We start from the raw sequence: 13,375 nt of genomic DNA, 5'->3' as shown, positions 1-13,375 counted from the left end.
GGACCCAGTTTCACGGGCCGCTTAGGCAGCAAGACCGAAGAGCTGATTGACCAGACGGATTTCGCCTATCGCTCGCCATCCCCGCTTGTTGTAATGACCGCGGCGGATCATGCGCATGATCTCAAAACCCTTCAGGGTCGCCGCTGCAGTTGTCATCGTCTGAAAGCCGCGAGTCGGACGGATCACTCGCTTAAGTGCACCGTGATCCGCTTCGATGATGTTGTTCAAGTACTTTGACGTCCGATGCTCGACATCTTTCGATAGCAACCCTTCATTCTGCAAGCGCCGGATTGCCTTCGGGTAAGATGCCAGTTTGTCAGTCGTGATCGAGGACGGCCGATAATCGCTCATTGTCTTCAGAGCCTTGCGCAGGAAGCGATAAGCCGCTCCAGTATCACGCCGACCAGCCAGCATGGAGTCGATCAGTCGACCATGTTTATCGACCGCTCGGAACAAATATCGCCAGCGTCCGCCCACTCGTACATCTCATCCACTCGCCACGGACCTGCACGATGTCCTTGGCAGGGCCGCATCCGCTTCTCAATCTCCGGGGCATAGCGTTGGACCCAACGAAAGATCGTGCTCGGATGGACGCTGATACCGCGCTCGCACATCATTTCCGCCACATCGCGGTAGCTGATCCCGTACTTGCAGTACCAGCGCGCGCACAGCAGGATGATCGCGACCGGAAAACGGCGGCGCTTGAAGATCGACAACAGGATGGCTCCTCAATTGGCCATCCCTTGCTATACGGCCAAGGTTAATGCAACGGAGCCGAATATTTCGGGGGCTTTGTGCTCACGACAGGGTAAACCGGATCATTAACATAGCCCACTAAAGCGGCTATAATATTCGCAAAGTTCGTGCTGCGTCGATCTGGGCGGTCTCTCCAATTCTGTGAGGGGGCCTGCGATGACAAAGCCTCTCCTGGCTGTTGGCCTTTGGTGCGTTGCCTTTGTGGTTGGCGTCGTGGGTCTCATCACCACCGGTCCCGGCAATCCCCGCTTTACCGGCACGGTAGTTCTCGATTTCAAGCCGTTCTGCCAAAGCTTCATTGTTCAAACTGATAAAGGCTTTGTGCTGCTGGAGTGGGAGGACGGCACTCTGTTCTTCGGTGAGGGCGACAGGCTCGTGGGGCCACTCCACACAATGGGGCTCCAATCCTTGAATGTGGAGGGACGCGGTGCGATGACGGCGCGGTTCAAGACCTGGGTTCCTGACCTTGCTGCCGCGCAACAGGTGTTTCGGGAGCGCTGCCGCCTTGCTCCCAGCACACCCTTGGCTGGACCAGTGCGAGAGTAGAACTGAGGCAGTACATCTGCGACAAGCTGAACTATACAAAATAGTGAGATACTTTGTCGGGTTTCCAACAGACAGATGCTCTCTTCTCCAGTATTTCGTGCTGCGCCTTCAGCAAAAACATCCAAGCAGTGTGGTGCGATACCGATCAGCGGTCTCATACCGAGGTGGTCAGAGCGGTTTCATAACTGATGTATGCTGGGGCGGGATAGTTTAGGGATGAACGTTTCTTGAAGTTGTGCCTGTGCCGAGCCTTTCCTGATGACAGGTGCGGCTCGGCACAGGCCAATCGGGGGCTCTCATGCAGAACCAACAGCATATCTCATCTTTGCTGGACCGCCTGATCGTCGGGACGAACCAAAGCTTCGACTTGCATGACATGTTGCAGAGCACGTCGCGGACCCTGGCGAACCTTGATTTCGAGCATGTGCACGAGGTGCTGCGCGTGGAACGAAGCCGAACTGATCCTGTGCTGAAGAAGCAGATCATTGGGAACCTTCAGCGCAGGCATCGCGAGCGGCGTCAGCCCTATACGATGCTGATTGCTGAACTCCAGAAGCACCTGTCGTCGGCGATGGCGGACGACCTTCAGGCCGTGGGTTGACGGATTTTCGACTTAACGGGCCACCTCCTACGGACTGCGACTTCAAGCGCCCTCGATGGGCGCTTTTCGTACGTTCTCCCGGAGCCTTGAGGAAGAAGGTGTGTGCGTTGCCAGTCGTCGTCCTTTATTGCTAAGTTTAGGGAGCAGAGCATGCTGATCGGCATATTGCGTTAGACTATGGGATAATTGGGTTTTGTCTGGTTGCCGACAGACGGTTCTTCCGCAACCTATTTACCTTTGTTTAACTTGAGAGCCAATAGGGGGCAAAGATGACTGCGCAAACGCTGACGCTTGTTCATGAGCGCTCGTCGGACCCAGACCTTCCATCCGGCAATCTTATTCCAGCAATCTCTACCGCTCTGATCTGCGACAGCTTCCTCTTACAGTCAGGGCTTCAAAACATCCTCCAGGGGACTTTGTTCGCTCTTACGGAAGCCGCTTCGGCCCCTGTCTCAGGACGGCTTCATCCGCGAGGATCGCAGCCCGCACTGGTGCTTATCGAGGCCAAGCAGAACGCCAGTCGCTGGGTTGAAGCCGTCCGACAAGTGAAAGAGCGGTTCCCGCAAGCTCGGATCGTGGCTCTGGCGGATCAGTTCGACCTCAGCGTGGTGCGGCTCGGGCACGCGGCGGGCGTGAATGGCTTCTGTCTCACAGCCTCGGCTCCTGAGGTTCTGATCAAATCGTTGGAACTGGTGATGCTTGGCGAGACTGTGCTGCCTTCGGCGATCTTTCGCTCTCTTACGAGCGGTGCAGCCTCGGATCAGGATCAGTCGCTCCATGTCAACAGTGTAGCAGAGGCGAAGCTGCCTGCTCTGGCGGCTTGCAGGCTCTCCATGCGGGAAAGAGAGATCCTGGGATGCTTGACCAAAGGCGAGCCCAACAAGGTCATCGCCCGCAAGCTGGAGATCACCGAAGCCACGATCAAGGTCCACGTCAAAGCCATTCTGCGCAAGATCGGGGCCACCAATCGTACCCAGGCTGCCATGTGGGCCTCTCAGCGCCTACCAAGGACAGAAGGATCGACCCTGAATGTCTGAGACGTTGCCGATGAAGATTGCTGTTGGCGATGAACTGCGCGTCCATTTCCATCCGCCCGGTTCATGGAAGAACTTCTCGGAGGGTGTGGTCAGGCGGGTGGATGTGACCACTCGGGAAGGGCGCTTCTTCGTGCTCGAAGTCCGGAATGAGGTCCTTCTCGACCGACCGCACCGGGATCAGGCCCGATTTTCACGATTCCGTTCCGTATGAGGGCCGGAACGATTTCCCTGGCCGCATCGAGGTATTGCCCCCCCGCAGCACACGACCTGGAGACGGAGCCCGCGTCCACTCCGAATCGGTAGACACACCCACAGTCTCTCTGCAAGCCGCAGACGAGCAGCATCCGAAGGAACTGGATCTCTCCTCAGAACCTGAGACGGAGCGAACACCTGAAGCGGAGGGCCGTTCTGAACCGGCTCAGGATGCCGTTGAACTTCAGCCCGTCCGCAAACAGGGCGGCCTGCCTTCTGCATTGTCCCGACGAAGAGAGTAAGAGGGGCGCGACAGGCTCCTCCGGAGCACGATCATCGTCGCCGCCACGGCCACTCTGGATCACTCTTCCTGACGAACAGACGCCGTGCCTCTTCCGACAGGCTGAGTACAGTTCTGGAAAGAGGCGGCTGTGCGAGCTTGAGATCACGCCGATCCTCCCGCTTGAACGAGCGCAATGCCTCGGCAGAGAGCTTGGGCAGACTTTCGGTGGCTAACCGATGGCGCAACTCCTGCAAGGTTGTTTCGGGGTCATCCGGCATGGCTGATCCCGCAGCCAGAAGAGCAACCAATCCAAGTCATCGCTCAAGGGCAGGGGAGGTTCCATTCTGTGCCCAACCCAAGAAGGGGGACCGGCGGTGTTGGGTGGAGTTGCAGGAGTACAAGCCCGAAGTTTGGGCAGAGGGTGAAAGCCAAAATGCTGCTCCATTGGTGCTCTACCTGGAAGAGCACTGTCCCAGAGTGAGGAACATCAGCGGAGGTCGGTTCGATGCTAAAGCCTTTCTCGCGATACCTGACCGCTGTCGAGGAACACCTTCCCTCCGAGCACCACCCCCTTCTGCGGAATGGACTCTATCTGGCGATCTTAGACTGGTACACCGATGGCATCGAACCCATAGAGGCTGCCGCTCGGATCAGACATGCGGTGACGGGATAGGCTGCTCCAGCACATCAGGGCTGTTGGAGGCTTGGTAGGCTGCGCCATTGGTCGATCCGCCTATGTGGTCCCATATTTGGCCAACGCCTACAAGGGTGGCCGGGGGTAATCCGGACTGCGCTGTGTCCTTGTACTCCGGAGGCTACTACTAAGCAGCCAAGCGCAAAGGTCGACTGCGGGGGCTTAGCACCGGTCCTGCCGAGCCGGTCATGACGGATTCTGTCTCGGCTCCCTCTCCGTCACTCGCCTCGTTGTTCTCGTCAGGGTTCACGCCGTCCCAGAGGCGTTAGTTCCGGACGGGCCTGAACCATCGGATGGCGTTCAAAGCAGAGGTGCTGGCGCAATTTGAGCAGGCGCTTCTCAGCATCTTCTTACGGAGCATCAGTTGCGAGTGGCCATGGATTTCGGATCAGGCTTGGGACCTGCTCCTCCAGGTTCGTTTCAAGCGCCTCGGATCGTGGACTTTGCGGAATTTCGATAGCACCCACTGTATCTACCCAATCAAAACGCGGGCGTAGCGAAAGATACGATGCAAGATCTGGAAACGGGATTGAGATCGGGCTTTCAGCAGCGACCTCTTCTTGTGATGGTAGGAAAGGTTCAGCCGGTTCTGGAGGTGGAGGCATCAGTGTGGCCACAGGAAAACTCGGCTCAGCAGGCTCGGGCGGCGGGGGCAGCGCAGTTTCTATAGGCACCTCGGGTAGGATGGGGGCGGCAGGCTTCGGTGGGGGCGGCGGTTCAACGATTGGCGAGATGGAGGGGAATGTCGGTTCAGCGGGTTCCGGGGGCGGCGGCATCAGCGCTGCGACTGGGAAGTTGGGCTCCGCTGGCTCCGGGGGCGGAAACACCACGGTCGCAGGCGGTTCACGCGAAATTGGTGTTTGCTTCGGCTGTTGCGATACGTGCGGGAGCGGAGCCTGGGGTCCAGGCGACGGCTCTGGCTTCACGCTGGCGCTTAGAGTGACCTGACGGGAGCGGATGGCCGAACGCGTTCTGGCATCGTTTGCAATTGTCTCAGACCGATGCCTCGCCTCCACATAGTTAGGCGATGGCTTGGGCGCGGTTTTAAGTGGCGGTGGCTGGGGGATAGCAGCCGGATGCACCATTCGTTCAGCGCAGGATGCGGTGATCCAACTCAAAGTAAGGGCGGTAAACACCCCAAACTTATGCATGCCTTTGCAATCTCCCCTGATCTGCTCATCAGGTTAGCGAAGAAAAACGATGCAGAGGAGGTCCCGCGTCAATTCGCGCTCGTAATGAACAGGATTATTGAAAGTAGTTGCGGGATGCCGGTCTCATAACTGGTCTTTGACCTTCGTCCCAGAGCCGGTTTTGGCGTATTGTACCAGCCTGGATCATGTCGTCCGCTAAACCGATACTCAATCGGTCGGATCAAGCCGCCTCAGCCATTGCACGTCGCATCACCAACGTGGTGTGTGTCTCCCGGACGATCTGGAAGCCATGCCGAGTGTAGAATCGAAGAGCAGGGTTATTCTTCAGCACGAACAGCGCCATCGACTTTGCCATCCTGCAACGCTCCTCCAGGAGCAACCGCATCACCCGTGAGCCAATTCCACGCCGCTGATACGCAGGAGAGATATAGAGTTGCTTCAGAAACAATTCACCCTCGACCTGTCGAAATTCAACCCACCCGGTATCCCGGTCATCGAGCGTAATGATCATGGTATCATTCGGACGCCATAGGCTGGCAAACAGAGCCTCCTGGTCGGGATCGACCCACTTCATCCAGGCACTTGCAAGAGGTCTGATCGCTTCGGTGTAAAGTCCGAGGGCAAAGGCATAGTCGTCCGAACTGGCCGGTCGGAGGGCAATCATTGTGGGATCGGTTCAGGAATGCGGAGGTGGAAATCAGAGGGCGTGTCTTGAGCGGTTGCTTTTGAACTTCGCGTTGATCTCCTCTTACCACGAGGGATCAAAACTGTGGAGTACAAGCGGGATTCCATGTGGGCTCTGTCGGCGTCACACGCTCAGCCCCGTTGATCTCGGCAATGATGCCAATGAGCTTCAGAAGAGCAGGCATGGGCGAGTTGGCGAAGATGGAACCCATCAGTGGCAATAGAATTATCCAAACATTCGGACCCTCTATTGATCCCCGCATTCCCCTTGTGCAGTGGGTCCAAGACTTGCGAGAGATTGCTCGACCCGGCGCTCATCCGAGCCGCCGGGTTCTTTTTCCCATCCCTATACACACAGCCGACGCGTACTGCCGTACGATCCTGAATCTCAATGGCCAAGTTTTGCTGTTCAGGATAGATTCAACCTGGATGGGTCAAGGCTTATCAGATGACTGAGCAGGCAAACGGCAGACCCCTTGTTCTCGTCTTGGAGGATGAAGCCCTGATTGCGCTCAATCTCCAGGATGAGTTGCAGAACGCAGGCTATGGTGTAGCCGGTCCCTTCACAACCTGTGCCGCTGCTTTGGAGTGGCTCGGGACCAATTCACCCAACACAGCCATTCTAGATGCCACGCTGAAGGATGGTCCATGCCGCGAGGTCGCTCTGGAGCTTAGCCGCCGTGAGGTGCCGTTCCTGATTTATTCAGGCCACCATGAGGACCGTCAGCTTCTGTCAGAATTTCACCATGTGGTCTGGATTGAGAAGCCCGTCCCATCTGCGATTCTGGTCCAAGCCTGTCAGAAGCTTCTGGTCGGCTGCTACTAAATTCCCTGGGGAAATCAGCCGCTTCGCTCGAACTAACATAGGTTAAATGCGTTCCCACGGGTGGTCCTATTGGTAACTGGCTCGTGTTGAACGACAAATTGCTCCCAGCGTGGACGGAACGTGACCGGCTCGCAGCCCTGCGCAGCTACCGGATCATCGACACGCCGCCAGAGTCAGCGTTTGACGATCTTGTGCAGCTTGCCGCCCGTGCCTGTGGGACGCCCATTGCCCTCATCAGCCTGATTGACGAGCGCAGGCAGTGGTTCAAGGCCGAGGTGGGACTGGGAGTGCGGGAGACGCCGCTCGACCGCTCGATCTGCCTCACGGCCATGCTTCAGCCGGGACTGACCATCGCTCCCGATCTAACGGAGGACCCTCGCTTCGCCCGTAACCCACTGGTCACAGGGGAGCCGCATTTGCGCTTCTACGCGGGAGCGGTGCTGCGATCACCTGACGGACTGCCCTTAGGTGCGCTGTGCGTTCTTGACTATGTTCCGCGTTGTCTGACCGAGGAGCAGGCATCCACCCTCACAATGCTGGCGCGGCAGGTCATGTCACAACTGGAACTGCGCCGCGCCATTGCAGAGCGGAACGAGAAGCTGGAGGCCAGCCACCAGATCGAGCAGCGCCAAGCTTTGCTGGTTCGTGAGCTTCATCATCGGGTGAAGAATACGCTGGCCACGGTTCAGGCGCTGGTTGGAGCCACTGGCCGGTCCACCGGCAGCTTTGACGAGTTCTATCGCTCTTTCTCGAAGCGCGTCACATCCTTAGCGAAGACCCATAATCTCTTGACCGAGGACTACTGGCAGACAGCCCCACTGCGGGAGATCGCCCTCAATGAACTCAAGCCGTTCGCCGAGAGCAGACAGCCCCGGTTCATGCTCCTGGGACCACCCGTCGAGTTAGCGGCGGATTTGGCGGTGCCGGTTGGTATGGCCCTTCACGAACTGACCACGAATGCTGTCCGGTACGGGGCTCTGTCGGTTCCGACTGGCTACGTCCAGGTTCGGTGGAGTGTGGCCGAGATCGAGGGTGCCAGGAAGCTCCATCTGGAGTGGAAGGAGTTCGGTGGTCCGCCCGTGAGCGAGCCGCAGCACCAAGGCTTTGGCTCGACGCTGTTGCAGCGGGTTCTACCCATGCAGTGCAACGCCGAAGTGGAAGTCCAGTATGACAAGGGCGGGCTTCGGTTTGCGATGGAAGCGCCGCTGGTCGAGCAGCGATTCGTCCCCGCTTACTGAGGGCTGCCCCAGATAAAACGACGCGCCAAGATCAGCCTTTGGATTTCCTTCTCGCTCCGGCTGACGCTTTTCTGGGCAAGTTTTTAGCGGCGGGCTGCCGTTTTGGCTTGGTCATGTCATTCAAGATCACCTTCTGCTGACGGTGCATCTCTGCCGTCCAGAAGCCACGGGCAGCACCCGCCCAAGTGTTTGCCGCACTCAGCCAAAGGCTCATCCAAGGGTTCTTCATCATCTCGACTTCCTCGATAAGTGGCCGCTATCTCAATGCTCAATGGACGACTGAAAGGAACATCCTGATCAGTAGGAATAGGACCGTCTCTGTGGAGCGAAGCTTCCGGTCTCATCCGGATCGTACTGTCGGGGCTGGTACTGCCCTCGGTTTTGATAAGGATCGCGCTGACGAGCCACGCGGTCCTGTTCGCGCTGACGGGTGATCCGTTCCTCTTGGATGCGTTGCTGCTCTAAACGTTCTTGCTTCTCGGCTTGACGCCTGCGCAGCACGCCGACTGCACAGCCCGCCGCAGCGCCCTTCCAACGATTTCCACCGGCAAAGTGGCCGATGATTGCGCCACCAAGACCATACTGCAGACATCCGCCCGGCTCGGCCCGCGCCTGATTGGGACTATAAGCTCCGAGAACGAGCAAACTGACAACGGCAATGGCAGCTTTCTTCATCTATGCCTCCATGAAGGAGGAGTAACGCAGGTGGCAGAATCTGGTTCTGCGGAGCAGCGCGGCACCTATGCATACGCGGCGGTGTCACAGGAACGAGCCTGACCGGATCTCGTGGCTTTGGTGGACGCAGACTGGCGTCTAATGTTTCAGGAGCAGGCTATGGATAAGGACCGCGTGAAGGGCTCAGCGACCAACATCGATGGCAAGGCCAAAGAAGCTGCTGGTGACCTTACCGGCGATTCCAAGATGAAGAGTGAAGGCAAGATGGACTAAGCCAAAGGCAAGATCCAAAACGCTGTGGGCGGAATCAAAGACGCGTTCAAGAAGTAAGCCGCTGCGACACGAAACTCACCACCCCGTCGAGTTGTTCGGTGGGGTGGTGCGATAGCCGAGGCACCTGACAGAGTTGCCCTTAGCAGTTCGTCTGCTGCTTGGTGGTTGTGCTGCCCGTCACATCATTGGTTTTTTGCTGAGTTGTGGTCGAACAGCCGGTCGTTCCGGTTGTACCAACATCCCGGTGCTCAATCACAACGTTCTTCTGGTCCGGTCCTGAGGCTGCACCGCCAACCACACCGCCGACGCCCGCGCCGACAGCGGCTCCAACCGGACCGCCAACAACAGCACCTGCCGCCCCACCTGCGACAGCCCCGCCAACTGCGCCGCCAGTCTCAGCAACAGCAAGGGTTGGAACTACCAGAGCGGCGGCAACAAGAGCATGCTTCAGGTCGATACGCATGGCTTTATCTCCGTATGAGTTAATCGCCAACGGCGATCCAATGCTCAGTTAACGGAAGTGGGACAAGAGCGTTTCAGCTTGGCTTTTCTGGTAGCTCCATCGCTCATTGATCCAGTCCAACGGGGTAATCGACCGAGGAGCAGCTATCAGCCCAGCGAGGCGTCATACATGCGCAAGGAGGAACATCCCTCCAGGGCTTTCGTTGGCTGCGAACGATTGCGAGGTTATGTCGAATGCAGAAACCCAATGACCTGAACCCACGGATTGCTGAACTGGCTGCGTTTCTTGATCCCATAGCCTTTGAACACGATGAAAATCGTTCCCTTGAGAAACGTCGCAAGGCAGCATGGCGAGAAGCGGCGAACCGGATTAGGCGATAGCAGGTTTTGAAAGTGCCCTGGTGCCGCTTCAACATGTCGGATGCGGTGGCGAATGAGCGCTGCGGCCATCGTGGTGCAGTTGTCAGCCGACACCCATGAGATCAGGGATCGTTGTGGGTGAGCCCATCCTTTGGGCGAACTCAAGCGGCCTCTCCCACAAGTTTCTCGCCGTGCCCAAGCCACCCTGGTCAGTTGGTGAATCACCCGTCGAATTTAAGCCCCTGTCCTCTGAGCGAACCGGGGCCGGGATGCTTCTGTCGCGGGCCTGTCCGGTGTGTCAGGCAAGGACCCAGTAGTAGGTCACCTGATAGTAATCGTGCAGGTCTTGCTCGCTCTCCCGATCCGGCCAGTCCTGACCATGCTGACCAGAGAGGCTTGGTGCATTCCGAAGCTGCTCGGCGGTGATCTGGATGCGATACCCTCCCAGGTCAGGATCGTAGTCGAGCATGCGCCAGGGGACGGCGTACTCGTTTGCGCCCACGCCGAAAAAGCCGCCGAACGACATCACCGCGTAGGCCACACGTCCGCTGATCTTGTCGATCATCACCCGCTCGACCGTGCCGATGCGCTTGCCGCTGCGGTCGTAGACGGCAGTGCCTTCCACCCGGTCGCTCTCGATCAGCGGCTTCCCCGAGTGCTGACCAGGATAGTCCCTGCGGCTTCTGCCACGAGATGGCGCACGCTCCTGACCTCTGGTGAGACCACCAATGAGCCAAGCCATGCCGAGGCCGACCGCCCCGACTGCCAGCAGTGATACGAGCGGAGCCTCAGTGAATTGTCGCTCGATGGACTGTGTGGCTCGTTCATAGTAGCGCTGGGCCTGAGGGTAACGGTCGCCTGCTTGGCGCACGTACCGCTGACCCTGATCGTAAGCCTCACGGGCTACATCGGAGGCGCGGCCTGCAAGATCAGCGGCGGTGGTTCTCGCCTGATCAACCAAGTTTTCGGGCGAGCCACCGTTTCCTTGAGACTTCTCCTGGGCCGTGTCTTTATTACCACCCGCTTGATTTGCAGCATTGGACTGCACGTTTCTGGCTTGCCCGCTTCCCGTTCCCTGTTTCTCGTCCATGATCTCTCTCCTGTTGAGACGACGATCTGACCTTTTGGAGTGATGACCTCCCAACTCCTACGACCGCCTATCGTTCAATCCTCCCTGGCGCTTGGGTATGGCGCATAAGATGTAGGGTTCCAGACACGTAGGTAGATAACTGTGCTGGCGTTGCCGTCCTTGGGCCATCTGGGCAATACAAGGCTATGAGTGGGCCGTCAGTACGTGGCTCGGCAGAAATGTCCAGCGAGTTGGAACTTCGAGATCAGCCCATCGCACTGGCCGTTACCGTGAGTTTCCAAATGACCGGTGGGAAGGGCGGTACGGGCGGCAGTGCCATACCGGCAGATCCTGAATGAAAGAACTGGGTCTCTCCGTCTTTCGGATGGCCGACGAAGCACCGTCGTCTACATTCACCTGAGTGCTCGATGATCATCGTCGAGATTGGTCCCGAGCTTATCGACTATGAGATGGGTGAAAACGGTTTGAAGGAGATCTCCCGAACAACTGTTGGGTCGGAGGATCACAAAAACCGTTTGGCTGAGGGCAAGAAGGTGGCTGACGAGTTCGCAAATGCTCTGCTTGGCCTGTATCGGAGGGACTGACCATGAAGATCGAGATGACCGATACCAGCGCGGGTCGGCTCTACTGGTATTTCCTGAACGGGCAGTGGATACAGGTCGCAAAACTGACCGGCATGACCAGGGATCAGAAAATTGCTTCGCTCTTGGGGCGCAAGGCGGAAGCCGACCGTGGCGAGACCATCGACGTGACGCACTGGACCAGAGCGCAGATCGTCGAATGGTTTTTGACGGACGGGGTTGAGGCCGCTCTCCAACCCCTGGACGGCACACAGGAGGACGACGACGCGCACCGGGCCGCTCTTCGAGCCCTGGACGACGGTCTGCACCCGAACCGTGTGTCCGACGATTATAAGCTGGTCCACAAGGCCAGTGCGTCCGGCAAGCTGGTCGATACGACCGGCATGACCGCCGAAGAGTTCAAGGACGCGCCTCTGGGGAAGCGTCGGGTCGTCGTCTATGACGAACTGTCACCGGAGCAGAAAGCCATCGTTGACGCGTCCAATCGCCCTGGGCGGGTGGTTCCTGAGGGACTGACCAAGGAAGAGTTCATCAAATGGTTCAGGGGATTAAGGAGCGAAAAGCCTCCGACCGGGCAGAGACCATCGATGTGACGCACTGGACTACGAAACAGATCGCCGAACGATGTCTGTCGGACGGTGTTGATGCGGCCTTAGCTATGCTGGACGGCAGCCCAGAAGAAGACGACGAGGTTCACAAGGCCGCGCTGAGAGCCCTTGGTGACGACGATGAGTGGGACAAAGGATACGCGGTCCTTCAAACGGTTCGCGGATCGATTGCTGTAGATCCAGGAGGGTGTTGATCTGAGCAGGGTTGGCAATCGATTTCGGTTTTAGGGACCTAACCGCCCGCCAAGGAAGGCTGCGACAGGCCGAGCTTCTGTTTTAGGGACCTATCATAAGTCACCGCCCCGAGAAGTAACAGGCTCAAGGGTCGCGATTGGGCGACTTCGTTGAGAAACAGGTGCCGTTAGGTCCCTAAAACTGAAACTCGCTGTTCTCTTAGGTCCCGAATTCGGAAGGTCAGTCCTTAATTATTTTCCTCAAACTGCCCCCTTCATGAGAGTAGCACTCACCCGCCGTAGTCAAATCTACGCCTTCTCATGCTAACCTTTGCCACCCTTGATCACCGTCAGTTTCCGCAGCATCGGCGGGAAATCCGGGGGAGGATGGCTGGGCGCTTCCAGGTCGGTAAAGCGAGCCGTGCACTTCGGATCGTATTGGCCTGGAAGTCGCTCCCAGGGGAGAGACTTTCTCGGGCAGTCGAGAGCGATCCTATCGAGAAGGTCGCACAAGTGAATGTCGGCCCAAACTTCTCAGCCAGCCGGGCGAGCCGATACTGCCCCCTACGATGAGGGCAGATGGCGCAATCGATCCGGACGATTACCCACGGAAAATCGCTGAGCCGCTCGACCATCGCTGCCCTAGGTCGCCATGTGAACGAAATGAGAACAGCGGGCTGAGGGTTCCAAACGGTTCGGCGGAAACTCCTTCGGTCCAGAGGGAGCGGGTAATGGCTGCCTGCGGGCTGGGTGGCAGAGGTCCAGTTAACCGGACCAGGAGGGCTGCCAACACCCGGCAGGAGGGACGATCTCAATCCGACTTGAAGGAAATCAAGGGGTTATCATCATGGGGGAAAGGCAGTATCGGACCTCCGCTACCATAGGCCCAAGGCCTTTTTGGGCATTTACCCAGAGTTCTGATCGGACCCGGTACCAAGCTGGTACCAACTGGCTCGCCACGAACGGCCGAAGTTCTCCCTGTCTGAACACTGCCCCGAAGGCTTGAACACTCAATTCTTGTTCGGGTGATTCCCAATTCTCTGAGCGAGCTTGGCTGGTCGCAAGGATCAGCCGCAAAATCCACGATCGGCCTTCGAATCCATGCTGCTGCACCCGCTTCCTGTTCCTGGCGTCGGTTGTCGGCA

The 13,375-nt window shown here is 58.0% G+C and carries 15 protein-coding genes and 2 pseudogenes; 10 read left to right on the top strand and 7 right to left on the bottom strand.

All coding sequences use genetic code 11. From position 1 onward, the window contains the following. Positions 1-21: 21 nt before the first annotated feature. Positions 22-716: pseudogene (locus tag DDF70_RS25110) on the bottom strand (IS6 family transposase). Between the two features lie 196 nt (positions 717-912). Here DDF70_RS25110 and DDF70_RS25105 point away from each other — a divergent pair. The 4 genes from DDF70_RS25105 to DDF70_RS25090 all read left to right on the top strand — a co-directional run bounded on the left by DDF70_RS25105 (position 913) and on the right by DDF70_RS25090 (position 3,151). Continuing rightward, positions 913-1,302, top strand: coding sequence for a hypothetical protein (locus DDF70_RS25105; RefSeq protein ID WP_114947502.1), 390 nt, complete (start codon positions 913-915; stop codon positions 1,300-1,302). 298 nt (positions 1,303-1,600) lie between these two features. Then, complete coding sequence (locus DDF70_RS25100; protein WP_162820647.1) at positions 1,601-1,903, top strand: hypothetical protein; 303 nt, start codon at positions 1,601-1,603, stop codon at positions 1,901-1,903. 545 nt (positions 1,904-2,448) lie between these two features. Then, positions 2,449-2,940 carry a LuxR C-terminal-related transcriptional regulator gene (locus DDF70_RS36910; RefSeq protein WP_162820646.1) on the top strand — a complete coding sequence of 164 codons (492 nt, stop codon included), beginning with the start codon at positions 2,449-2,451 and terminating at the stop codon, positions 2,938-2,940. Next, a complete protein-coding gene (locus DDF70_RS25090) occupies positions 2,933-3,151 on the top strand; it encodes a hypothetical protein (RefSeq protein ID WP_162820645.1) in 219 nt (72 codons plus the stop codon). The genes DDF70_RS36910 and DDF70_RS25090 overlap by 8 nt, the downstream gene beginning before the upstream one ends. 2,329 nt (positions 3,152-5,480) lie before the next feature. On the opposite strand, the gene DDF70_RS25080 is transcribed toward DDF70_RS25090, so the two are convergent. Then, positions 5,481-5,924: a GNAT family N-acetyltransferase gene (locus tag DDF70_RS25080; protein ID WP_114947497.1), complete on the bottom strand. Its 444-nt coding sequence runs from the start codon at positions 5,922-5,924 to the stop codon at positions 5,481-5,483. Between the two features lie 468 nt (positions 5,925-6,392). Here DDF70_RS25080 and DDF70_RS25070 point away from each other — a divergent pair, with 468 nt between their 5' ends. Next, the gene (locus tag DDF70_RS25070; protein ID WP_114947495.1) at positions 6,393-6,770 is read left to right on the top strand and encodes a response regulator; all 378 of its coding nucleotides are present in this window, start codon (positions 6,393-6,395) and stop codon (positions 6,768-6,770) included. Between the two features lie 83 nt (positions 6,771-6,853). Next, a complete protein-coding gene (locus tag DDF70_RS25065; RefSeq protein ID WP_114947494.1) occupies positions 6,854-8,008 on the top strand; it encodes a sensor histidine kinase in 1,155 nt (384 codons plus the stop codon). Positions 8,009-8,039: 31 nt separating this feature from the next. Here the strand turns inward: DDF70_RS25065 and DDF70_RS25060 are convergent, their stop codons facing one another. Both DDF70_RS25060 and DDF70_RS25055 read right to left on the bottom strand, forming a co-directional pair. Further along, complete coding sequence (locus DDF70_RS25060; RefSeq protein ID WP_114947493.1) at positions 8,040-8,240, bottom strand: hypothetical protein; 201 nt, start codon at positions 8,238-8,240, stop codon at positions 8,040-8,042. 65 nt (positions 8,241-8,305) lie between these two features. Then, positions 8,306-8,683: a hypothetical protein gene (locus tag DDF70_RS25055; protein ID WP_114947492.1), complete on the bottom strand. Its 378-nt coding sequence runs from the start codon at positions 8,681-8,683 to the stop codon at positions 8,306-8,308. A 159-nt stretch (positions 8,684-8,842) separates the two neighbouring features. On the opposite strand from DDF70_RS25055, the pseudogene DDF70_RS25050 reads away from it, so the two are divergent. Beyond that, positions 8,843-8,953: pseudogene (locus tag DDF70_RS25050) on the top strand (CsbD family protein); the annotation flags it as partial. A 142-nt stretch (positions 8,954-9,095) separates the two neighbouring features. Here the strand turns inward: DDF70_RS25050 and DDF70_RS25045 are convergent. From DDF70_RS25045 to DDF70_RS39305, 3 genes are all read right to left on the bottom strand, one after another. Continuing rightward, positions 9,096-9,419 carry a hypothetical protein gene (locus DDF70_RS25045; protein WP_114947490.1) on the bottom strand — a complete coding sequence of 108 codons (324 nt, stop codon included), beginning with the start codon at positions 9,417-9,419 and terminating at the stop codon, positions 9,096-9,098. 224 nt (positions 9,420-9,643) lie between these two features. Then, on the bottom strand, positions 9,644-9,943 hold the full coding sequence (locus tag DDF70_RS25040; protein ID WP_162820644.1) for a hypothetical protein: 300 nt from the start codon (positions 9,941-9,943) through the stop codon (positions 9,644-9,646). 133 nt (positions 9,944-10,076) lie between these two features. Further along, the gene (locus DDF70_RS39305; RefSeq protein ID WP_425374113.1) at positions 10,077-10,868 is read right to left on the bottom strand and encodes a PRC-barrel domain-containing protein; all 792 of its coding nucleotides are present in this window, start codon (positions 10,866-10,868) and stop codon (positions 10,077-10,079) included. 407 nt (positions 10,869-11,275) lie between these two features. Here DDF70_RS39305 and DDF70_RS36905 point away from each other — a divergent pair, with 407 nt between their 5' ends. The 3 genes from DDF70_RS36905 to DDF70_RS36900 are packed head-to-tail and all read left to right on the top strand — an operon-like array spanning position 11,276 to position 12,251. Continuing rightward, positions 11,276-11,452, top strand: a complete 177-nt coding sequence (locus DDF70_RS36905) for a hypothetical protein (RefSeq protein WP_162820643.1) — start codon at positions 11,276-11,278, stop codon at positions 11,450-11,452. A gap of 2 nt (positions 11,453-11,454) precedes the next feature. Then, positions 11,455-12,042: a hypothetical protein gene (locus DDF70_RS25030; RefSeq protein ID WP_114947488.1), complete on the top strand. Its 588-nt coding sequence runs from the start codon at positions 11,455-11,457 to the stop codon at positions 12,040-12,042. Continuing rightward, positions 11,985-12,251, top strand: a complete 267-nt coding sequence (locus DDF70_RS36900; protein WP_162820642.1) for a hypothetical protein — start codon at positions 11,985-11,987, stop codon at positions 12,249-12,251. The genes DDF70_RS25030 and DDF70_RS36900 overlap by 58 nt, the downstream gene beginning before the upstream one ends. Positions 12,252-13,375: the final 1,124 nt, after the last annotated feature.

The sequence above is a fragment of the Microvirga calopogonii genome (assembly GCF_003347665.1).
GTDB lineage: Bacteria > Pseudomonadota > Alphaproteobacteria > Rhizobiales > Beijerinckiaceae > Microvirga > Microvirga calopogonii.
Note: the sequence above shows the minus strand (reverse complement) of the source record. Positions and strands in the feature narration are given on the sequence as shown.

Coding starts and splice junctions, on each gene's coding strand:
- DDF70_RS25105 (WP_114947502.1), top strand. CDS start 913: ATGACAAAGCCTCTCCTGGCTGTTGGCCTTTGGTGCGTTGCCTTTGTG.
- DDF70_RS25100 (WP_162820647.1), top strand. CDS start 1,601: ATGCAGAACCAACAGCATATCTCATCTTTGCTGGACCGCCTGATCGTC.
- DDF70_RS25090 (WP_162820645.1), top strand. CDS start 2,933: ATGTCTGAGACGTTGCCGATGAAGATTGCTGTTGGCGATGAACTGCGC.
- DDF70_RS25080 (WP_114947497.1), bottom strand. CDS start 5,924: ATGATTGCCCTCCGACCGGCCAGTTCGGACGACTATGCCTTTGCCCTC.
- DDF70_RS25070 (WP_114947495.1), top strand. CDS start 6,393: ATGACTGAGCAGGCAAACGGCAGACCCCTTGTTCTCGTCTTGGAGGAT.
- DDF70_RS25060 (WP_114947493.1), bottom strand. CDS start 8,240: ATGATGAAGAACCCTTGGATGAGCCTTTGGCTGAGTGCGGCAAACACT.
- DDF70_RS25055 (WP_114947492.1), bottom strand. CDS start 8,683: ATGAAGAAAGCTGCCATTGCCGTTGTCAGTTTGCTCGTTCTCGGAGCT.
- DDF70_RS25045 (WP_114947490.1), bottom strand. CDS start 9,419: ATGCGTATCGACCTGAAGCATGCTCTTGTTGCCGCCGCTCTGGTAGTT.
- DDF70_RS39305 (WP_425374113.1), bottom strand. CDS start 10,868: ATGGACGAGAAACAGGGAACGGGAAGCGGGCAAGCCAGAAACGTGCAG.
- DDF70_RS36905 (WP_162820643.1), top strand. CDS start 11,276: ATGATCATCGTCGAGATTGGTCCCGAGCTTATCGACTATGAGATGGGT.
- DDF70_RS25030 (WP_114947488.1), top strand. CDS start 11,455: ATGAAGATCGAGATGACCGATACCAGCGCGGGTCGGCTCTACTGGTAT.
- DDF70_RS36900 (WP_162820642.1), top strand. CDS start 11,985: ATGGTTCAGGGGATTAAGGAGCGAAAAGCCTCCGACCGGGCAGAGACC.